The following is a 20,287-nucleotide window of genomic DNA, read 5'->3' as shown; positions in this document are numbered from 1 at the left end:
CCGCGTCCGGGGGCCAGGGCGGGGCGCGGGGTCAGTCGCGACCGAGGGCACCCTTGACGCGCTCGACGGCCTCGGCGGCCATCGCCTTCGCCGAGTCCTTCACCACGCCGAGCTCCTGCGGGTCGCCCTTGAGCAGGCTCTTCGCGGTGTTGATCGCGTACTCGGCGGTGATGTGCGGCGGGAGCGGCGGGACGTTGCGGCTGACGTAGGCGTCGATGAGCGTCACGCCGGGGTTCGCGAACGCACGCTCGACGGCGGCGTCGACCTCGTCGTCGCTCCGGACCGCGATGCCCGTGAAGCCGAGCAGCTCGGCGTACCCGGCGTAGTCCATCGACTCGACGTCCTGCGAGCCGGACCACATCGGGTTGCCGTCCTCGGTCCGCATCTCCCACGACACCTGCCCGAGGTCGTCGTTGTGCACGACGACGATGACGAGCTGCTGGTTCGGCCACTGCGCCATGTACTTCTTGACGGTGATGAGCTCGTTCATGCCGAGCATCTGGAACGCGCCGTCGCCGATCGTGCAGACGGCCGGTGCGTCCGGGAAGGAGAACTTGGCGGTCACGGCGTACGGCATCGCCGCGAGCATCGTCGCCAGGCGGCCGGACATGTCGCCGTGCATGCCGCGGCGGAGCCGGATGTGGTGGCCGTACCAGTCGGCGGTCGTGCCGGCGTCGCACGTCACGGTGACGCCCTCGGGCAGCCGTTCGTTCACGGCGCGGATCACCCGGCGGGGGTTCACTCCGTCGCTGTAGTGCACCTCGGCCTGGCGGTCCATCTCGGCTTCCCACTCGCGCATCTCGCCGGCGAGCTTGTCCTGCCACGCAGTGTCGGGGTCGCCGTGCAGCAGGGGGAGCACCGCCTCGAGCGTCGACCCGACGTCACCCCACAGGTTGAGCTCGGTCGGGTAGCGCAGGCCCATCATCTCCGGCCGGATGTCGACCTGGACGCCGCGCGCCTGACCGCTCGCGGGCAGGTACTCGCCGTACGGGTAGTTCGTCCCGAGGAGCACGATCGTGTCGCACTCCTTGATCTGCGTCAGGCTCGGACGCGAGCCGAGGAGCCCGACCTGCTGCGTGTGGTACGGCACGTCGGACGGCACGACGTCCTTGCCGCGCAGCGCCGTGATGATGCCGGCGCCGGTCTTCTCGGCCGCGGCGAGCACGAGGTCGGTGGCACCCCGGGCACCGGCCCCGACGAGGAAGGTGATGCGCTCGCCGGCGTTGAGGATCTCGGCGAACCGCGCGATCTCGTCCTGCGGCGGAGTGATCCGCGTCGACGGCGCGACGTCGCTCGACCGGGACACCCAGTGCTCGGCGGCGGGTGCCTCGTACGCCATCGCCTGCACGTCGTGGGGGAGGACCACGACGGCCGGCTGCTTGCGGAGCATCGCGGTGCGGAAGGCGGTGTCGACGACGACCCCGACGGCGTCCGGCGTGGCGACCGTCTCGACGTAGCAGGCGACGTCGGCGAACACGCGCTCGAGGTTCGACTCCTGCTGCGTGAACGACCCCATCGACGCCAGGCCCTGCTGCCCGACGATCGCGACGACCGGCTGGTTGTCCATCTGGGCGTCGTACAGGCCGTTGAGCAGGTGGAACGCTCCGGGGCTCGACGTCGCGACGCACACGCCGACCTCGCCGGTGAACTTCGCGTGCGCGGTCGCCATGAGCGCGGCGATCTCCTCGTGGGTCGGCCGGACGTACTCGAGCGCGCGCTCGCTGCCGTCCGCCTTGCCGAGGGCGCCGTCGAACGCGCCGATGCCGTCCCCGGGGTACCCGAACACGCGGGACACACCCCACGCCTTGATGCGGTCGATGACGAAGTCGCTCACGGTCTGGCCCATGCCCCCACCGTGCTCGCCGGTTCCTGTACGCGCTCAGCTCCCCGGTGCCCGCGGGTACCCGCGGAAGGCCCACGGCGCGCCCGCGGGAGGCCCACGTCGCGTCACGCCGGTGTCCCGGGTCCTACCGGATCTGCCGCCAGGCACCCTCGGCGGCGCTGCCGACCACCGCGTCGATGACCTGCGCCGCTCGGGCCCCGTCCGCGAACGTCGGCAGTCCGTCCGGCCAGGCCGAACGGTCGCCCTCGGCGCGGACCGCGGCGTAGGTGTCGGCGACGAACGCCGCGAACGCGTCGAGGTACCCCTGCGGGTGCCCCGCCGGCACGACCGCCAGACGCCGCTGGTCCGGGAAGCCCAGGGCCGGGTCGCGGACGACGATCTGCGCGCCGCGTTCGTTGCCGAACCACGCGGACTCCGGCTGCTCCTGGTCGAACGCGGCCGACCCGAGGGTGCCGTCGACCTCGAACCAGAGCCGGTTCTTCCGCCCGGCGGCCACCTGCGAGACGACGACGTTGCCGATCCGGCCGGTGGCGGTGCGGAAGGTCGCGACCGCGGTGTCCTCGGTCGTCACCTCGGCGCGCTGCGAGGCGTCGGCGACCGGGTCCGGGTCGGGGGAACCGGAGAACGACGGCCCCGAGGCCGCCGGTCGGGTCGGGTAGACGACGTCGGTCGCGGCCGAGACGGACGCGAAGGGCTCGCCCGTGACGAACTCGACCAGGTCGCACCAGTGCGACCCGATGTCCGCGAACGCCCGGGACAGTCCGCCCGCACCGGCGTCGACCCGCCAGCTCGAGGCGTCCTCGTCGAGCATCCAGTCCTGCAGGTAGTGCCCGTGCACCGCGAGCAACCGACCGAGCTCGCCCGCGGCGACCCGGGCGCGGATCTCCCGGACGATCGGGTGGTACCGGTACACGAACGGCACCGTGGCGACGACCCCGGCCTCGTCGGCGGCGGCGACGAGCTCGGCGGCCTGCGTGGCGTCGATCGCGAGCGGCTTCTCGCACACGACGTTGATGCCCGCACGGATGACCGCGAGCGCCTGCGGGTGGTGCTGGTCGTTGGGCGTGCAGACGTGCACGACGTCGGGACGGTCGGCGATGACGTCGTCGAGCGAGGCGTACCCGCGCGGCACGTCGAGCTGCTCCGCGACCTGGTCGGACCGCGACGGCGTCCGACCGAGGACGCCGGTGACCTCGGCGCCGGCCGCACGCGCGGCGCGGGCGTGGACCCCCGCGATCATCCCGGTGCCGACCACCGCGACGCGGATGCGTCGCCCTCCGTACCCACTGCTCATGGTGCTCCTCCGCGACGGACTCGACCCACCGTACCGACGCAGCCCGGCCACGCGCCGGAACGCGTGAGTACGTTCTGGGGCATGTCGAGCCTCCAGACCAGCCTGCTCATCCTCGGAGCCAGCGGCGACCTGTCCAAGCGCCTGCTGTTGCCGGGCCTCGCCACCCTGCTGGAGGTGAAGGAGGACTGGGACGTCCAGCTCGTCGGGGCCGGTGTCGAGGACCTCTCCGACGCCGACTGGAAGGCGCAGGTGCGGACCTCCTTCGAGAACGCGCAGGCGTCGAAGAACGAGGAGGACGAGGGCGCCCACGACGGCGGGGAGCGGCTGAGCGCGCGCCTCCGGGCGGTCGTCGACGCGTCGACCTACCGCAAGGCCGACGTCACCGACGCCGACGACCTGGAGGCGCTGCTCGCCGCGTGCCACCACGACCCCGCGATCTACTTCGCGCTCCCGCCCGCGGTCACCGAGAAGAGCTGCGCCGAGCTCAAGGACCTCGACCTGCCGGCCGGCACCCGGCTCGCGCTCGAGAAGCCCTTCGGCACCGACGCCCGCAGCGCCGAACAGCTCAACGACCTGCTGCACTCGTTCCTGCCGGAGGAGCGCATCCACCGCGTCGACCACTTCCTCGGCCGGTCGACCGTGCTGAACCTGCTCGGGCTGCGGTTCGCGAACCGCATCATCGAGCCGCTGCTGTCGTCGCAGCACGTCGCCCGCGTCGACATCGTGTACGACGAGACCCTCGGGCTCGAGGGCCGCGCGCGGTACTACGACAAGGCCGGCGCGCTCGTGGACATGATCCAGAGCCACCTGCTGCAGGTGATGGCCGTCGTCGCGATGGAGGCCCCCGCGTCCATCGACGCCGACGACCTCCGCACCCAGAAGGAGCTCGTGCTGCGGGCCGTGCGGCCGTGGGGCGGCGACGTGGTCGCGGCGGGCAAGCGCGCCCGGTACACGGCGGGCACGATCGGCGACCGGTCGCTCCCGGCCTACGTCGACGAGGACGGCGTCGACCCCTCGCTCGGCACCGAGACCCTGGCGCAGCTCACCGTCGAGGTGGCGAACTGGCGCTGGGCCGGCGTGCCGTTCACCCTGCGGTCGGGCAAGGCGCTCGCGAAGCAGCGCCGCGAGATCGTCGTGACGTTCAAGGACTCCCCGCACGTGCCGAACGGGCTGACCGGGCCCGAGCGGCCGGACAAGCTGCGCATCTGGATCGCCCCGGACGAGATGCAGCTCGAGCTCAACGTGAACGGCCCCGGCGACCCGTACACGATCGACCACACCTCGCTGTCGACGACGTTCAACCCGGGGCGGTTGAGCGCCTACGGCGAGGTCCTGGCCGGGGTGCTCGAGGGCGACGCGACCCTGTCGGTGCGCGGGGACAGCGCGGTGCAGGGGTGGAAGGTCGTCGAGCCGTTCCTGCAGGCGTGGCGCTCCGGCGAGACGCCGCTCGACGACTACGCGGCCGGGTCCGAGGGGCCGGAGGGCTGGGACAACGTCGACTGCTGACGCGGTCGGGCGGGAGGCGCGTGGCGGGCTGGTGACGCGCCTCCCGTCGTGCGAGCGGTCGGACGGGAGGCGCGGTGCGGGCCCGCCACGCGCCTCCCGACCCGTTCCTGGTCGCGCGGCGTAACGTCGCGCACCGTGAAGACCACCGACGACGTCCTGTCCACCGTCCCCGCTCCCGCCGGCTCCGACGTCCGCGTCGAGCCCGTTCGTCACGACCACGACGGCACCGCGCTCCTCAGTGTCCTGGCGAAGGACCACGCCGTGTCCGGGCCGCGTCCCGGCGTCCTCGTCGTGCACGACTGGCACGGCGTCAACGAGCACGTCGAGGCCCGCGTCACGATGCTCGCCCGGCTCGGCTACGTCGCGTTCGGCGCCGACGTCTACGGCGAGGGCGTCCGTCCCGGCGACGACACCGCGTCCGAGGTCGCCGGCTCGTTCTACCAGGACCTGCCGCTGTTCCGCGCCCGGCTCACGGCGGGGCTCGACCGGCTGCGCGAGGACCCCGACGTCGACCACTCCCGCATCGTCGTGATGGGGTACTGCTTCGGCGGCTCCGGGGCCCTCGAGCTCGCCCGGACCGGTGCCGACCTGGTCGGTGCGGTGTCGTTCCACGGCGGCCTCATCGCGCACGACCCGTCGGACGCGTCGGCGATCCGCGCGAAGCTGCTCGTGCTGACCGGCGGTTCGGACCCGGTCGTCCCGGACAGCGCGGTCACCGCGTGGCAGGACGAGATGCGCGGCGCCCCCGAGGTCGACTGGCAGGTCGTCACCTACGCGGGCGCGATGCACGCGTTCGCCGTGCCGGGCACCGACGCGCCGGACCACGGTGCGCAGTACCAGGAGCGCGCGGACCGTCGGTCGTGGCAGGCGCTGCAGGTGTTCCTCGCCGAGGTCTTCGACGAGGAGTCGACCGTCGCCTGACCCGCGCGACACGCCGAGGGGCCGCCCCGGAGGAGCTCGATTCGCGTCCGCGCCGGACCTGTTGTAGAGTCTTCCACGGCCGCAAGGCCGGTTCGGCTGGAAAGCCGGATGCGCTCGTAGCTCAATGGATAGAGCATCTGACTACGGATCAGAAGGTTGGGGGTTCGAGTCCCTTCGAGCGCACGGAAGTACGGATGAGGTGTAGCCCCGGGTGTAGCCCGGAGTCGCCGAAACGCAGAGAAGGCCCCGCAGCAGTAGCCGCGGGGCCTTCGTCGTTCCCCCGGTGGATCACGGTGCTGTAACCCATGGCGCCGGCGCGCCGCCCCGGTCGTGCCGAGGCCGTGGCAGCCTGCTGCCATGACCGATCCCATGACCATGCCGCTCGATGAGACCGTCCTTCTCGACCGGCCCGCTGGCATCACCGCAGTCACGCGCGGACGCGCTGACGTGTGGGTCTTCAGTCGTGCCGACCGACGCGTCGCGACCGTGCGGCACACACCCGACGACGAGTACCGCTGGCACGTCAGGCCCGCGAGCGCCTTCGTCGACGAGGACGACGCGCAGTTCGACGAGTGGGCCGAGGTGCTTCGCGTCATCGACGGGATGCCTCTGTCCGAGGTGTGATGTCGGCGGCCCCGACGACGATCGTCGGCATGGCCGAACACCGGTGGGCGCCGCCCGAGCACCAGGATGTCCCCGTGTACGCGGTCGAGTCGCTGCCCCTCAGCCAGATCGGCGAACCCGTCGAGCTTGACGAGCCGGAGCCGGTGTGGGTCGACCCTGCCGTCTTCGAGCACATCGGTCCGCTCCGCGTGAAGGCGTTCGCCGTCGCCCGGTCCGATGTCGCCGTCTACGTGCAGATCTCATGGCAGGGCCGCCTACAGCGCGCATGGGTTCGGCGCGACGTCGTCAGACGACGTGTGCTCGAGCAGCGCGACGGGAAGTCTCGGTAGGGCTCGAGAGCGGGCGGAGGCTTGGCCTGAGCTGGACCGTTGGAATACGATGTACGCATGCCAGTGCCGAAGCCTGCAGTGACCGCTGCCCCGCGAGTTCTCCTCCGCGACGTCGTCTACGCCAAGATGCTCGAGGCCATCGAGGACGGCACGCTCGAGCCCGGGGAGCGTCTGAACGACGACGACCTCACCGCCTGGCTCAGCGTGTCGCGCACCCCCGTGCGCGAGGCCATCGCCCGACTCGCGTCCGAGGGCCTCGTCGAGATGGCGGCGAACCGCTACACGCGAGTCGCCAGCCGATCCAGCGAGCGCTACGACGAAGCTGCCGCGCTCGTGGCAGCACTTCACCGTCACCTCCTCGAAGCGGCGCCCACGCTGCCCTCGTCGGCCCGGAAGGCGGCAGCGAAGCACGCCCGTCAGGCGGCAAGCGCTCTGAACAAGAGCGACCTCGCCGGCCTCCGCGAGCTGGCTGCTGCCTTCCAGGCCCTCGCTGCGGAGTTGCCGGGTACGCTCTTCGCCAGCACCCACCAGACGGCCAGCGCCCTCGCTCAGTTCAACGCCGCCGCGGACGACGTGGAGATCGACTGGGCCGCGCTCGCTGCCGAGGCGGAGACGCTCGCGCAGCTCTGACGTCGACCACGGTGTCGGTGGGTCGTGGCTACGGTGCGTCGGTGGCAGTGCGCAGACGGGACCGGTGGCGGCTCGTCGACGCGTACTCGCTCCCCGAGGCAGCGCGCGGCGGCCCGGAGGTCGACCTGCCCCGGCCGGACGACGTGCTCGCCTGGGTGCAGTTCCCGAACCGCATCCTCGAGGTCGAGGGGCGCGTGCTCGCGTACACGGAGCGCGCGGTGCTCGTCGAGTGGGGGCGCGGGCAGGGAGCCGACTGCGCGTGGGTCTGGCGCGACGCTGTCCGCCCGCGGACGAGGGGGAGCGGTGTCGGACCCACCGCCGTAGAGTGATGCTCACCATGAGCACCTCAGCCCGGACGCCGTTGACCTCGCACACTCGGGGCGCGCTCGTCGCGATCGCGGCAGCCATCATCGTCGTCGTCGTCGCCTGCATCCTCCTCGGCGTCGGAGCGAACGCGCAGCAGGCCGCCGAGGACGCAGCGACGTCGGCCGCCTACCGCAACGTCCTCTCCGGCGGGAGTCTCGCTGACTCCGCCGCCATGATGCAGGGACCCGGCATGCAGCCCGCCACCGTGGCCGCGCTCGTCGCGTTCGGCATCGCCGCCGTGCTCCTCATCGCGAGCGCGATCATCTACGCGCTTCGGCCTCGTCCGACCGAGGCGGTCTAACCGTGGGCGTCCGCGTGAGCATCCCCCTGCCGGGCCCGTTCTCCGTCTCGACCAGCAGCCGGCCTGGCCGCCGCACAGTCTGGCACCACCCCGGATGCCTGACCGCGCACCCCACCCAGCAGTCCGCCGACGAGCACCACGCCCGACTCGCCGTGCGCACCCCCACGCAGGTCCGCCGAGCGAACATCGGCGGCCTCATCGTCGGCTGGACCCTCGCCGCCGCCGTCGGTGGAAGCCTGCTCGCCCTGCTCGTGCACTTCGTCGTGGCGATCTAGCGGCATGGATTTCTCCTGGTGGGAGCTCCTCAAGTTCGCCATCCCGACCACCGTCGCGCTCGGTGCCGCGACCTTCACGGGGCTGACCTACCGCCACAACACCCGCTACCGGCCCGACTGGACGCCTGAGGTGCAGGACGACCACGTGCTCCTCTACAACCGCACCGGCGAAGACGCAACGGACGTGCAGGTGCTGAGGAGCGATCGACGCATGACTGGTGAGTACATCGCCTCCGCGCTAGTCGAGCCTGACAAGTCGGTGCGAGTGAACATAACGCGAGAGGAGTGGGACGCGGGCGTCAACCGGCATCCGCTCCAGGACATCGCGGAGCACCTGATCACGTGGCGTCGGCCCTCGACTCAGCAGGTCTACCAGAAGCTCTTCGCCCGGCCTGACCCTAGGACTGTCCGCGCACGATTCCGGTCTGCCTGGAAGGTCGGTCGCGGGGAGTTCCGACGTCGCTCGGCAAGAGGAAGACGAGTCTGACTTACGACGAAACGGCCCCGGCCACGCTCGGTGAGAGCGCGGCCGGGGCCGTCGTCATGGTGCTGGTGTCGCTCCCGCTGGCATGCACTGCGCGGGCACGTCCTGGGCGCTGCCGTCGGTCAGGGTGAACCTGAACGCGGTAGCTCCGTCGTCGGTCGTCGTGCACGACACGGACGCGACGCCGGTGCCGGCCGGCCCGGTAGCGCCGGGCTCGCCTTGGGGGCCAGTCGCGCCCGGCGCGCCGTCGGCTCCCGGAGAGCCGGGCTGCCCGTCGACGCCGTTCGCGCCGGCCGCGCCGGTCGTGCCCGGAGCGCCGGGGCTGCCGGCCGCCCCTGAGTCGCCGACGCACTGGCCGGCGTTCTCGGTGTCGCCGTCGGTGTAGGTGACCGCCCAGCCCGTCGCCGTGCACAGGGCGAAGGCGATGCCGCGGCCGTCCGCGCCCCGGGGGCCGTCGCGACCGTCCCTGCCGGAGCTGCCGGTCGGCCCGGGCAGCGCGGAGGGTGCAACCGTGGTCGGCTGCACCCCTGACTGCTTCGCCTGCCCGTACAGCTTCGTGTACTCCGCGTACGCCGCGTCGAGCCGGTCCGCCTGCCGGCCGTTCTGCGCGACGAGCACCCCGATCCGGTCCCGCTGCACGCCGATCGTCTGCGCCTGCGAGACGTACAGCGCGACGAGCACGACGACGATCGCGACGACGGGGATGATGATGACGAGGTTCTGCGCGCGCAGCCACCGCGGGCCCCGGGTGAGCAGGTGCCTCATGCGCCACCACCCCGCAGCGTCGCCCACACCGCGACCGCGGCGGAGACGACGATGCCGGCGACCGACAGCCACGACCCGACCCGGAACTTCGCGGACTCCTTGATCTCCTGCACCGTGCGCTCGAGCGCGCGGAACGACTCCTTGGAGACGAACCCGTCGCGGAGCTCCCGGAGGTCGCCCTTGATGTCGTCCTTGAACGCCTGCAGGTTCCGGTTCACCTCACCGAGCGTGACGTCGTCTGGCCGATCGTCGGGCATGCTGACCCCTTCCTGGGGTGTCGTGATGGTCAGGGCGCCGAGGCGGGCGCGGGCTCGGAGCCGACGATCGCCGGGTCACCGTCGGACACCTTCGTCGGGTCCGGCAGCGCCGTGATCGACGGGACGCCCGGGTCGTCCGTCGAGCCGGCCTCGATGACCTTCGCGGCGTCGACGCGGATCTGCACGCCGACCTCCGTCGCGACTGCCTTGAGCGCGGCGGTGAGGAACAGGATCAGCGTCGCCGTGGTGAAGTGCCCGTCGGGGATCGTCGCGATCAGCGCGGACGCGACCGCGCCGACGATCGCGGCGCCGGTCTTCCACCGGCCCGCCCACCGGCCAGGGACGAGCGGCAGCCAGAACGCTGCGCCGGTCGTCGCGACGAGGATGACGAGCTGCAGGATGGTCTGCCAGCCGAGCAGGGCGATGCCGGTCGCGCGGGCGGCGTCGAGGACCCCGAGGATCGCGATGCCGAGCGGGAGCAGGGCGGTGGTGTAGCGCTGGAACATGGCAGGCCTCCTAGGCGTGCAGGGCCGCGCCGAACGCGGCCAGGTTGTCGGTGAGCGAGACGGTGTTGTCGTAGCCGCGCTTGCCGAGCCACCAGACGGCGGCCGGGAGCGCGGCACTGGTGAGGGCGATGAGCAGCACGCGGTTGAACGAGAGGTAGACGGTGCCGTCGCCGTGCGTGTCCTTGACGAGCTCGTACGTGTCCGGGCGGGCCGAGATGTCGATGCCGAACGCGGTGAGGCTGCGCACGACCTGTACCCTCGCCGCGTCCTCGCCGAACTGCTTCCCGACCCAGTACGCGACGTCCGCGAAGTCGGCCGCCGTCAGGGGGCGGCGCTCCATCCGGTCGCGGGACATCCACACGGTGCCGGACGTGTCCCCGTCCTGCTTGACGAGCTCGATGCTGGGCATGTCGTCCTCCTGGACGCTTGTGGCCGCCGGGCGGCCGGTGATGGTGTTCGTGATCGCCCCGGACGAGGCAGCCGGGCGCACGAGCGCCGCGGTGAGGGTGACGCGCTTCGTGACGCGGGCGGCGGACCACTCCTGGTGCCAGGGCTCCCCGAAGCCGGTGCCGGTGTTCGTCCACCCGTACTTCGCGGATACCCGGACCCACACCTCGTGGTTGCTCGAGGTGAAAGACGTGTCGACGCCGGACCACAGGTCGACCGCGCCGCCGTTCCCGTGCGGGCTCGTCGACGGCACCGCGGCCTTCGCGGCCCCGGCGTTCTTCGCCCACCGCATCCCGTTCCACCAGACGCCGCCAGAGGCGACGACGTGGTAGCGGGCGTTGAAGTAGTCGATCTGCGTCGCGAGCGACCGGTACCCCTCGGCGAGGACGAGCTTCTGCCCGGTCTCCTGCCGGAACTCGGCCGCCGCGGCGAGGAGGTACGGCAGCACCGCGACCGCGACGCGCTGCACCCCGATCGTGGTGACGTCCGCCGTGTTCGGGACGACGACGAGCTCGGCGTCCGTGAGCTGCCCGTTCGCCGACATCAGGCGTCCTTCCGGATGCGGATGGTGCCGGTCACGCTCGGGGTGCCGCCGCCCTGCTTGTAGAAAGAGAACGTCGGCGCGGTCGCCTGGGTGAGCATGAACGACCCCTTGGCGCACGCCGTGTCGCCGCCAGGCCCGTACTCCGTGCGGAACGCTTCGCTCTCACCGATGTCGAACTGCACGTAGCCGGTGCGGGCGTTGGTGGGCTGCGAGACGTTCATCTTGAGCGTCCACGAGATGTCGTAGACGCCCGGGGCCAGCGTGATCTGGTTGTTCGCGAGCGTCGCGAACCCGCCGCCGACGGTCTTCCCGCCGACCGCCGTGATCGTTCCCTGCGAGAACGGGCCACCATCGGGGACACCGCCCGCCAGGGTCGTGAACTGCGCAAACCGCATGTCCGGGTTGACCCACCCCGCGGAACCGCCGCCTGAGTCGGCGACGTACAGCCAGTTGGCGAGGGTGTCGGTCTCGTACCACTGCAGGCCAGGCCACTTCTCGTCGGCGGCCAGTGCCGAGCGCACGGCGGACGTGTCGACCTTGCGGTTGCCGACCAGGGCCGCGAAGTTCGCGATCTGGGAGAGGTCCGCGGCGTCGGCGGGGACGCCGACGTTGGAGTACTGCGGCTGGTGCTTGGGACCCCACGAGTCCTGTGCCATGACGGCTCCTTGCATGCGAAACGCCCGCGCGGCGGCGGGCGTGGAGGGAGGGGAACGGGGATGCGGTCAGTAGACCGAGGTGATGCGGAGGGCGCCGGACTGACCGTCCTGCGCGAGGCTGCGGAAGATGTTCAAGCCGCCGTGCGCGACGCCGACCCCGGCGGACCCGCCGCCGGCCTTGAGGACGTCGCCGAACCCGGCAGGGAGGGTCACCCAGCCGGGCGCGACGCCGATCGGCGAGAGGGCGCCGAGGGTCGGCGCCCCGCCGGGGTTCGACTGGTGCGGGTGCACGGCGAAGACGGGTGGGTTGCCGTAGATCTTGTCGGCGGAGACGTACACCTGCACCGCCTGGACGCGGGCGGTCGCAGGGATGGTGTCGCTGATCTTCGAGCCGTAGAACCAGCAGCCGAGGTCGGAGTCGTCGGCGCGGACCTGCGCGGTCCACCACCGGCCGTTGAACGAGCCGGCGTCCAGGGCGGTGAACACGTCGACGTGCGTCGACGTGCCGCCTCCGGGCGCCGGGGGCGGGTCCGCGGGCTTCGGAGACGTCGACATGACGGCCTCGGCGAACGGCCCCTCTCGCCAGCCGATGCGCATGACCTGCCCGGTGGACGGGGTGACCGCCTGGTTGTAGGGGCACACGACCGTGCCGTACGCGGTGTCGAGGGTGACGAGGGAGGAGGCGACCGAGCGCACGGTGCCCTTCCCGGGCTTCGCGCCGACGGGCCCCATCATGAACGGCGTGCCGTTGATGAACAGGACGTTGACGGACTCGTTGACCTCGGGCAGGTAGTCGGAGCCGAACTGCGCCGGCACACGGCCGCCGCCGACGTCGACGAAGCAGCCGGTCGCGGTCGCCGAGACGAACCGGCCGACGAACGCGGTGACCTTCGACTTCCCGCCGAGCGCCTTCTGCAGGTCATCGAGCTCGTCGATCATCGTCGCTTCACCTCCACGGTGGTCTCCTGGGTCGCCGCGGTGCCCCGGCGGATGCCGGTCACGCGTGCCGTGAACTGCTCACCGACCCGCTGCACGGCGAGGACGTCGCCGACCTCGCGCAGCGGATTCACGACCTCGGTGAGGGTGACCTCGACCGCGGCGAGCTGCGAGACGCGAGGCAGCCACTTCGCGACGTAGTTCTCGGCCTGCGCCTGCGTGGTGATGAACTGCGACGAGTAGAACGTCGGCCGGCGGCGGTACGGCGAGAGGGAGCCGTCGCGGTTCCGGGTGCGGAGCGGGCCGTCGGTGATCTCGCCGGAGGCGAGCACCGCGGAGCCCTGCGTGGAGTCATACGCGCGGACGACGACCTTGTTGTAGACCGAGTCGTTCGCCAGGCCCCGCGAGACGTCGACGAGCGTGCCGGTGTCGCCCCATCGGAGCGTGTCGACGGGTGCCGTCCACACGTTCGGTCGCATCGACACGGTCCCGTCGGCGGTGAGGCACGCGACCGCGTCGAGGGAGTAGTTCGCGATGTCGTAGACACCCTGCAGTCGGTCTTCCTGGTACGCGACCGTCGCGGGGATCGGCCCGTCCGCGATCGACCTCGTCACCTGCAGCCCGGTGAGCCGCTGCACCTCCGCCCACGCGGACGCGAGCGACGGCGGAGACCCGGGGGCGTCGAACCGGTCGACCTGCACGCCGTAGAACAGATCCTTGAGCGTGAGGTCGATGCGGTCCCCGCGGGACGCGGCGCCTCCGTTGAACAGGAACCGCGACGTCACCACCGAGGGCGTCTCGGCGATCATGTAGCGGCCCATCCGGACTCGCTCGGTGAACCCGGGCCCGGCGGAGACGACCATGTAGACCTCGACCTGCGCGCCGAACGGGGCGAGCAGGTCGCCGACGTCGGTCGGGGCGACCGAGTCGGCGAAGTCGCCCTGGTAGACGATCGTCGTCGTCCCGGTGGACTGCACGAGCTGGCCGCCGTCGTCGGTGAAGTCCGGGCGCGTGCAGGGGACGTCCTGCAGCACCCGGACTCCGTCGTAGAAGACGTCGATCAGCCAGCGACGGTCGAACGACCCGGTCAGGACGTCTCGGAGAGCGCTCGAACCGGGCCGCATGGGTCTCCCGTCGTCAGGGGCCGGCGAGACCGGCCTTCGTGTAGTCGGTGTCCCGCTGGATGCGGGACTGGTACGCGGCCGCACGTGCGGCGCGCGTGGGGTACGCGGCGTCGATGTCCTTCCGCCGGAGCGTCGGGATTACCAGGCCGGCGGACGGCGGCGCGACCTCGGAGCCGGGGAGGACGTACCGGATCGCCTTGTTCGCCCCGGAGGACTGCCGTTCGGGGGCGAGGCACGCCCAGAACAGCACCGGCGGCAGCGGGACGTTCGGCGGCGTCCGGATGCAGATGACGGCCGGGAAGTCCTGGCCGTACCCGCCCCACAGTGCGTCGAACGCGTCCGCCTGTGCCGGGCTGCCGACGGAGAGCACGAGCGTGCCGTGCACGCCGCTGCGCTGCCCGGAGATGATCCGGCCCACCGTCGCGCCCTCGGGCACGACGACCTCACCCGGCGAGGGCCGGGTCAGGCTGGCGGTCGACCCGACCCTGAGCCGGACCCGCATCGCGGACCCGGGGGAGAGCGGCTGCGACACCCACGTGAGCGCCTCGTTGACCGTGATCGGTGACGCGTCCGTGAAGCCGAGCGACTGCCCGGTCCCGTCGAACTGCTCCGCCTGGTAGGTCACCGGCACCCCGAACGGCACCTCCGCGTCGAGCGCCGACGCGCCGCCGACGGCGTACAGCCCGACGCCGCCGCGGACGCGCATCGTGCGCCCGCCCGCGGTCCGCGACAGCGTGACCGTCTGCGTGCCCGGCACCCCCTCGGGGACGAGCACGAGCACGCGGGGCCCGTTCACGTCGTCGTCGATGAGCGTGAGCTTCGGCGTGTTCAGCACCTTGTACGACGTCGACGCGTTCGCGGCGCCGTCCCAGAACCAGTGCGTCGGGTCCGTGTTCGGGTCGCCGTACGGGGGAACGGTCGCCGTTCCGTCGGTGATCTGCACGAGGAACAGCGCCGACGCCCACACGACGTCCGAGGACGTCGCGCCTGTGCCGGCCTCTCGTCGCACCTGCAGCCCCACCGACGCCGTACCCGCCGGAGCGACGCCTGACACACTGAACGACCCGATACCGGATGCGCTGAGGGTCTGCGTGGAGACTGCGGTGCCGAGAACCGATCCGATGGTCGAGCCGGTGCCGCTGTAGAACACGACGACCAACGACACAGAGCGTGCCGTTGACGCGGGGTTCGTGAGCGTCGCCCGCGCACCCCATGTCTGCCCGCTGGCACCTGCGGGGCGCTGGGTGAGCGCCAGGCGGGCAGTTGCCTGCGTGGTTGCGCCTGAGGTGACGGTATAGCGCCCGTTTGCGGCCGACATCGCGACGGACGTACTCGCCTCGTTTTCGAGGCTGGCCGTCCCTCCGAGGGCGTTCGGATTCGTGACGGTGTTCCGGATCGGCACGTCAGATGCCTCCTGCCTGTCGTCCGGCGCCGAGCGTGAGCTTGCGCTTCCGGCCGTTCTTCTCGATGTGGAGCTCGATCAGGTCGTCGAGCGTGGACAGGCCGGTCTTGTTGATGACGGTGACGGTGACCGGAGCCGCGTCGGACTTCTGCGTGATGGCCTGCATCGCCGCAGCGGGGTCCGAGTTGATCGCCTTCACGACCGACCGGGCGCCCGGGTAGGTCATCGCCTGCGCGGACGCGACCTCCTCGCCGATCGACAGCCACGTCGGGATGCTGTCGCTGAACGAGGACCCGGACGTGCCCCACACCGATCCGCCGGAGGTGCCGCCGGCCGCGAACCGCTGGGTCCGGATGCCGTCCACGCCCGCCGTACCGCCGTGCGCGTTGTACGCCGCCTTCGCGGCGCCCGGCGCCGCCCCTGAGTTGATGGCCTCCGTTACGAGCACGGTCCGCTGCGTGATCGTCAGGGTCTTCCCGCGCATCCCGTCGATCTGCGCCTGCAGGATCTGCAGTTGCCGGGACGCGTCCGCGATCGACGCCTGCATCTCGGTCCGCTTCGACGCCGGCACCGAGTCGATGTTCTGCTTGAGGTTCCGGAGCCGGGCCTCTGCCTCGTCGACGAGCGCCTGCGCCTTCGTGTCGTGCTTGTCGGGCACCGACGCGATCGCGTCCTTGATGTGCTGGATCCCGAAGTCGCCCTGCGACGTGTCGACCTCGAGCTGGGTGGGCTTCACCTTGAGGTTGTCGACGTCGTAGAGCTTGTCGATGTACGCCTGCACCTCGGGGGTGAGGGCGCCCTGCGCTCGGAGTGCGTCCTCGATGGCCGCCTTCGACTGCTTGTACGCGTCGACGCCGGCCTGGGTGGAGCCCGTGGCCTTCGCCTGGGCCTCGGCCATCTGCTGCGCGGCGGAGACCTGCTGCTGGATCGCCTGCTGGTTCGCGACCGCGGCGGCCGAGTTCCCCTCGATCGCCTTGCCGTTGTCCTTGAACGCGTCCTTGGCCTGGTTCACCGCGGACGCGACCCCGGTCTGGGCCTGCGCGACGGACAGTGCCCCGCCGTTGAGGAGGGTGAGCGCGTTCGACAGCAGGCCGGCGGCGTCGTTCTCCATCTGCATGGCCTCGGTCGCGGCCTTCGCCTGCGCGGTGTGGTCGCGCGCGCCGGCCGCGGCGTCGCGGTACGCCGTCGTCGTCATGCCGTACGCGGCGGCCTGCGACTTCGCCGCGTTCGCCGCGCCGGACGACGCCGAGTTCGCGTCGTCGAGCTGCTTCTTCTCCTTGGCGATCGAGTCGGTCGTGCCCTCGAGCTCGCCCTGCAGCTTCTTGAGCGCGTCGACGTGCTCGCCCGCGATGCGCGCGGCGGCCGACTGCCCGTTCGACCCCAGGCGGGCCGCGGCAGCCTGCGCCTCGTACTTCGCGATCTGCTTGTCGAGGACACCGTTGACGCGCTCCTGCGCGTCGCTGTTGCCCGTGACCGCCGAGGTGAGCTCGGTGAGGTTGAGGCCGTACTGCTTCGCGGTGCCGAGCACGCCGGCCTGCTGCAGGGACTGCGCGGCGAGCTTGGCGGTGTTCTGCCCGATCGCGTTGTTGTCCTGGATCAGCGCCGACGAGTAGTCCGCCGCGGCCTTCGTGTTCTGCTGCGTCGCCGACATCACGACGCCGGTGATCGCCGCGAGGGCGCCGAGCCCGCCGATGACGAGCCCGACCGGTCCGGTCGAGAACGTCAGCGCACGGCCGAGGAGCGTCGTGCTCGCCGCCGCGCCGGACGCAGCAGCGCCCTCCGCGGTGGTGGCTGCGGCGTTCGCCGACGCGGAGGCGGCGGCGCTCCACTGCCCCGCGCTGACACGCGCCCACGTCGCCGCGAGCGAGGTCGCCCCGGCGTCGACCCCGGCGAGGATCGCGTTGACGCCCTTCCAGAGCTGGAAGGCGAGGAACGCCCCTCCGGCACCGACGGCGATCGCCGGCAGCACCGGGCCGAGGTTCGACAAGCCGGTCAGCAGGTTGCCTACGCCCTCGACGAGGGTGAGGACGACGGGGCCCGCGGGCCGCATGGCGCCGAAGAAGTTGACGACGCCGCCGGTGAGCGACCCGAAGGCGCTGTTGAGCTGCGGTAGGTCGTGGCCGGCGTCGTTCACGAACCGGACGAACCCGTCCGTGCTGCCCGCCCACCGGCGGAACGCGGACGCCCCGGACTCGACGGTGTCCTCCACCGACACGAGCAGGGGCCGCATGACCAGCAGGCCCGTGACCGCCCCGCCGACGATGTCCGCACCCGCGCGGCCCGCCGAGGAGCCGAGCTCGCGGACGAGGCTGTTGAGCGCCGGCAGGTTCCCGGTCACCGACCGCTCGGCGCGACCGAAGTCGTCGAGCACGGCGACCGCGGCGGTGTTCGACAGGGAGTCGAGGTCGCCCTTGAGGTTGTCAAGGACCCCCGAGAACTGCTCGCCGACGGCGGTCCCGGACTTCACGGCCTGCACCGCGCCGAGGATGCCGAGCACCGCAGCGCCACCCATGCCGACGAGCGCGCCGCCGTAGGCCACGGCGGCGGAGGTCGCGGCGGGGAGGATCGCGACGGCCGCGCCGATGCCGGTCGCGACCCAGCCGGCGAGCGAGCCGACCTTCTCCTGGCTCGACGCGAGCGAGTTCGAGGCGCTGGCGTTCGCGCTCTGCGCGGCGGCCTCAGCGATCGCCGACGCGGTCGCTGCCTGCTGGGCGGCGTCGAGCTGCTCCTGCGACATGCCCGCCCGGCGCGCGGCGGCCGATGCGCGCTCGAGGGCCTCGTCCAGGGCGAGCTGTGCTCCGGCGAGCTGCAGGGCGGTGGCCTGGCCGGTGCCGCGGAGCGCGTCGAGGCGCATCTGCGCGATCGACGCGCGGCGCGCGGCCTGCTCGGCGGTGCGCTGCGCGGCGCTGAGGGCGGTCTCCCCGGCGGTGGCCTGCACGGCGGACTGCGCGGCGTCGTGCTGGGCATCGGCGACGGCCTCCTGCGCCACGGCGGAGGACGACGCGGCGTTGACCGCCTGGATGTACGCGGCGGCGAGGGCAGCCTGCGACGCGGTGGCCGCCTCGGCCGAGGACGCGACGTCGTCGAGGGCCTCCGCCTCCGTCTCCGCGGATGCCGCGGCGCTGCCCTGCGCGGCGGCGAGGGCGCCCTCGGCAGCAGCGGCAGCGGCAGCGGACTCGGCGACGTCGTCGAAGGCCTCAGCGACGTCGTGCTCGGCGGCCTCGATGGCGGCCGCAGCGGCGACAGCCTGCGCGCCGATCTGGGCCGCGCCGACGCCGCTGGTGTGCTGGTCGACGGTGACGTCGACCGTGACCGACTCGGCACCGATCGCCCGGGCGAACGCCGCGAACGCGAGGAGCTGCTCCTCGGCGTGCGCGGTGTCGGCGTCTACCGTGATCGTCGGGCTGATCGCGCCGAGCTCGCGGGCCTGCTCCTTGGCGTGGGCGATCTTCCGGTCCCAGTCGGAGTCGTCGAGGCGCAGGAACCCGGTGATCCCGCCGATCTCGGTGTCACTCATCGGCGGGCTCCTCGTCGTTCGTGGTGGTGAAGCGCGAGCCGAGCAGCGTCGCGGGGATCGACGTCACGCCGCGGGGCGTGACGAGGTGCTCCTCGAGGCCGAGCAGCCCGGACACGAGGTGGGCGAACTCGCGCCACGTGTGCGTGTGGAGGACCGTGGTGAGGCGGAGGCCGAGGTGGCGCTGCATGTCGAACGCGAGGAGGTCGAGGTGCGTGAGGATCGCGCCCCAGTCCGCCTTCGTCTTCGTCGCGGTGACCTCAGCGGGGACCTCGTACCACTCCCACGTGCCGGTCAGCTCGTCGTACTCGCCTCGTCCGTACTGGTCGATCGCATCGAGGCCCTCGCCAGCAGGCCGGCCTGCAGCAGGGCGCTCTGCGCTTTTGGGTCGGCGGCGTTCCAGACGACCTCGGCGATCTCTCGGCCGGCGAGGGCCTCCGCGAGCGCGGTCTGCGCGGCGTGGTCGATGACGCCCGGGTGCACCTTGTCGTCGCGCATCTCGAGGAGCGCGGTCCCGAGGAACGTGACGAGGTAGTCCTCGTCGTCGATGCGGTCCTCCGGCTGCAGCGTGCCCGCCTCGAGAGCCTCCATGTAGAGCCGGTACCGGAGCACGTCGCTGGCGGTGGCGGGCGGGATCTCGTAGTTCTTCTCCCGGATCGGGAGCACGAGCGGGTCGGCGAGCTCGTAGTAGTCGCGGAACGTCATGAGCTGGGGACTCCTTGCGTGAGGGGCGGGGACTGATGGGGAAGGCCGGGGCCGCCGCGTCCCCAGAGACGGCGGCCCCGGGGTCTCACGCGGCGCGCGTGTACGCGGCGGCGTTGCTCGTGCCGACCGGCGTGGTCACGGTGACCGGCGCCGCCCCGGCCGAGCCGGTCGGGAGGATCGCGGTGATGAGCTGGTCGGACACGACGGAGAACGACGTCGCGGCGGTCGCGCCGAACTTGACGGCGGACGCGTTGGTGAAGCCGGTGCCGCTGATCGCGACCGCGGTGCCGGACCCCTTGCCGCCGGGGCTGACGGCGGTGACGACCGGGTTGAGGGTCACCTGGTACGGGTTCGTGATGCCGATGTTCAGCGGCACGTCGGTGCCGGTGAGCGTCGCGGTGACCTGGTCGAGGTTCTTCACGCCGGTGTTCGAGCGCTTCCACGTCGGGATGACGACGCCGGAGTACGCCTCCGGGCCGCCGGTCTTGTCGAACATCCGGAAGCCGAGCCGGGCCGCGGAGTCGAACTGGCCGATGCAGGCGCGGATGAGCTCCTGGCCGGGGTCGAGGACGCCCGCGTTGACGCGGCGGTAGAAGCCTGCGTCGATCGAGTAGTCCTGCATCGTGACCTCGGACGACGCCCACCCGTTCGCGTCGTAGTCCGACGCGTCCTCGAGGTTCGGGTTGATGTTGTGGGCGAGGTCGTTGACGCCCTTGACCGGGATGAAGCCGGACTGCAGGGTGAGGTCGTTCGTCACCTGCAGTGCGAACTTGCGTGCGAGTGCGGTGGGCATGGGAGGTGCCTCCTGAGGCGGTGTGTGGGCATGCGGAAGTGCCCCCACGGGGGAGGGCTGGTCTG

Annotated in this window: 23 protein-coding genes and 1 tRNA gene; 10 read left to right on the top strand and 14 right to left on the bottom strand. The window is 71.9% G+C overall.

Annotation, left to right across the window (positions count from 1 at the left end):
- Window positions 1-31: 31 nt before the first annotated feature.
- Window positions 32-1,846, bottom strand: coding sequence for a thiamine pyrophosphate-requiring protein (locus BEP24_RS05905; protein WP_065961320.1), 1,815 nt, complete (start codon window positions 1,844-1,846; stop codon window positions 32-34).
- A gap of 121 nt (window positions 1,847-1,967) precedes the next feature.
- Window positions 1,968-3,137, bottom strand: coding sequence for a Gfo/Idh/MocA family oxidoreductase (locus tag BEP24_RS05900; RefSeq protein ID WP_065961318.1), 1,170 nt, complete (start codon window positions 3,135-3,137; stop codon window positions 1,968-1,970).
- A gap of 81 nt (window positions 3,138-3,218) precedes the next feature.
- Here BEP24_RS05900 and BEP24_RS05895 point away from each other — a divergent pair, with 81 nt between their 5' ends.
- The 10 genes from BEP24_RS05895 to BEP24_RS05850 all read left to right on the top strand — a co-directional run bounded on the left by BEP24_RS05895 (window position 3,219) and on the right by BEP24_RS05850 (window position 8,576).
- Window positions 3,219-4,643: a glucose-6-phosphate dehydrogenase gene (locus BEP24_RS05895; protein ID WP_065961316.1), complete on the top strand. Its 1,425-nt coding sequence runs from the start codon at window positions 3,219-3,221 to the stop codon at window positions 4,641-4,643.
- A 135-nt stretch (window positions 4,644-4,778) separates the two neighbouring features.
- Window positions 4,779-5,564 carry a dienelactone hydrolase family protein gene (locus tag BEP24_RS05890; RefSeq protein WP_065961314.1) on the top strand — a complete coding sequence of 262 codons (786 nt, stop codon included), beginning with the start codon at window positions 4,779-4,781 and terminating at the stop codon, window positions 5,562-5,564.
- A 110-nt stretch (window positions 5,565-5,674) separates the two neighbouring features.
- A tRNA-Arg gene (locus tag BEP24_RS05885) sits at window positions 5,675-5,747 on the top strand.
- 186 nt (window positions 5,748-5,933) lie between these two features.
- A complete protein-coding gene (locus BEP24_RS05880) occupies window positions 5,934-6,188 on the top strand; it encodes a hypothetical protein (RefSeq protein WP_065961311.1) in 255 nt (84 codons plus the stop codon).
- A 29-nt stretch (window positions 6,189-6,217) separates the two neighbouring features.
- Window positions 6,218-6,517, top strand: coding sequence for a hypothetical protein (locus BEP24_RS05875; RefSeq protein ID WP_141693371.1), 300 nt, complete (start codon window positions 6,218-6,220; stop codon window positions 6,515-6,517).
- 57 nt (window positions 6,518-6,574) lie between these two features.
- Window positions 6,575-7,147 (top strand): GntR family transcriptional regulator, encoded by a 573-nt coding sequence (locus BEP24_RS05870; RefSeq protein ID WP_083230128.1) that lies wholly within the window; start codon window positions 6,575-6,577, stop codon window positions 7,145-7,147.
- Window positions 7,148-7,188: 41 nt separating this feature from the next.
- Window positions 7,189-7,476, top strand: coding sequence for a hypothetical protein (locus BEP24_RS05865; protein ID WP_141693370.1), 288 nt, complete (start codon window positions 7,189-7,191; stop codon window positions 7,474-7,476).
- Window positions 7,477-7,484: 8 nt separating this feature from the next.
- Complete coding sequence (locus BEP24_RS05860) at window positions 7,485-7,814, top strand: hypothetical protein (RefSeq protein ID WP_141693369.1); 330 nt, start codon at window positions 7,485-7,487, stop codon at window positions 7,812-7,814.
- A 14-nt stretch (window positions 7,815-7,828) separates the two neighbouring features.
- Window positions 7,829-8,089: a hypothetical protein gene (locus BEP24_RS05855; RefSeq protein ID WP_141693368.1), complete on the top strand. Its 261-nt coding sequence runs from the start codon at window positions 7,829-7,831 to the stop codon at window positions 8,087-8,089.
- Between the two features lie 4 nt (window positions 8,090-8,093).
- Window positions 8,094-8,576, top strand: coding sequence for a hypothetical protein (locus BEP24_RS05850; protein ID WP_065961297.1), 483 nt, complete (start codon window positions 8,094-8,096; stop codon window positions 8,574-8,576).
- A 54-nt stretch (window positions 8,577-8,630) separates the two neighbouring features.
- Here BEP24_RS05850 and BEP24_RS05845 read toward each other — a convergent pair whose 3' ends face one another.
- The 12 genes from BEP24_RS05845 to BEP24_RS05790 form a co-directional block, all read right to left on the bottom strand.
- Window positions 8,631-9,338: a collagen-like protein gene (locus BEP24_RS05845; RefSeq protein WP_141693367.1), complete on the bottom strand. Its 708-nt coding sequence runs from the start codon at window positions 9,336-9,338 to the stop codon at window positions 8,631-8,633.
- Entirely contained in the window at window positions 9,335-9,595 is a 261-nt protein-coding gene (locus tag BEP24_RS05840; protein ID WP_065961294.1) for a hypothetical protein, read from the bottom strand. The genes BEP24_RS05845 and BEP24_RS05840 overlap by 4 nt, the downstream gene beginning before the upstream one ends.
- A gap of 29 nt (window positions 9,596-9,624) precedes the next feature.
- On the bottom strand, window positions 9,625-10,101 hold the full coding sequence (locus tag BEP24_RS05835) for a hypothetical protein (protein WP_065961292.1): 477 nt from the start codon (window positions 10,099-10,101) through the stop codon (window positions 9,625-9,627).
- A 10-nt stretch (window positions 10,102-10,111) separates the two neighbouring features.
- Window positions 10,112-11,092, bottom strand: coding sequence for a D-alanyl-D-alanine carboxypeptidase family protein (locus BEP24_RS05830; RefSeq protein ID WP_065961291.1), 981 nt, complete (start codon window positions 11,090-11,092; stop codon window positions 10,112-10,114).
- Window positions 11,092-11,748 carry a hypothetical protein gene (locus tag BEP24_RS05825; protein ID WP_065961290.1) on the bottom strand — a complete coding sequence of 219 codons (657 nt, stop codon included), beginning with the start codon at window positions 11,746-11,748 and terminating at the stop codon, window positions 11,092-11,094. The genes BEP24_RS05830 and BEP24_RS05825 overlap by 1 nt, the downstream gene beginning before the upstream one ends.
- Window positions 11,749-11,814: 66 nt before the next feature.
- Entirely contained in the window at window positions 11,815-12,687 is an 873-nt protein-coding gene (locus BEP24_RS05820; RefSeq protein ID WP_065961289.1) for a hypothetical protein, read from the bottom strand.
- On the bottom strand, window positions 12,684-13,808 hold the full coding sequence (locus tag BEP24_RS05815) for a hypothetical protein (protein WP_065961287.1): 1,125 nt from the start codon (window positions 13,806-13,808) through the stop codon (window positions 12,684-12,686). Before BEP24_RS05815 ends, BEP24_RS05820 begins: the two co-directional genes overlap by 4 nt.
- 13 nt (window positions 13,809-13,821) lie before the next feature.
- Window positions 13,822-14,817, bottom strand: coding sequence for a hypothetical protein (locus BEP24_RS05810; protein ID WP_141693366.1), 996 nt, complete (start codon window positions 14,815-14,817; stop codon window positions 13,822-13,824).
- A 394-nt stretch (window positions 14,818-15,211) separates the two neighbouring features.
- A complete protein-coding gene (locus BEP24_RS05805; RefSeq protein ID WP_065961282.1) occupies window positions 15,212-18,727 on the bottom strand; it encodes a hypothetical protein in 3,516 nt (1,171 codons plus the stop codon).
- Entirely contained in the window at window positions 18,720-18,914 is a 195-nt protein-coding gene (locus BEP24_RS05800) for a hypothetical protein (RefSeq protein ID WP_065961279.1), read from the bottom strand. The genes BEP24_RS05805 and BEP24_RS05800 overlap by 8 nt, the downstream gene beginning before the upstream one ends.
- A gap of 104 nt (window positions 18,915-19,018) precedes the next feature.
- Window positions 19,019-19,429: a hypothetical protein gene (locus BEP24_RS05795; RefSeq protein ID WP_065961277.1), complete on the bottom strand. Its 411-nt coding sequence runs from the start codon at window positions 19,427-19,429 to the stop codon at window positions 19,019-19,021.
- Between the two features lie 85 nt (window positions 19,430-19,514).
- Window positions 19,515-20,222: an IPT/TIG domain-containing protein gene (locus BEP24_RS05790; RefSeq protein WP_065961274.1), complete on the bottom strand. Its 708-nt coding sequence runs from the start codon at window positions 20,220-20,222 to the stop codon at window positions 19,515-19,517.
- Window positions 20,223-20,287: the final 65 nt, after the last annotated feature.

The organism is Curtobacterium sp. UCD-KPL2560 (assembly GCF_001705035.1).
GTDB lineage: Bacteria > Actinomycetota > Actinomycetes > Actinomycetales > Microbacteriaceae > Curtobacterium.
Note: the sequence above shows the minus strand (reverse complement) of the source record. Positions and strands in the feature narration are given on the sequence as shown.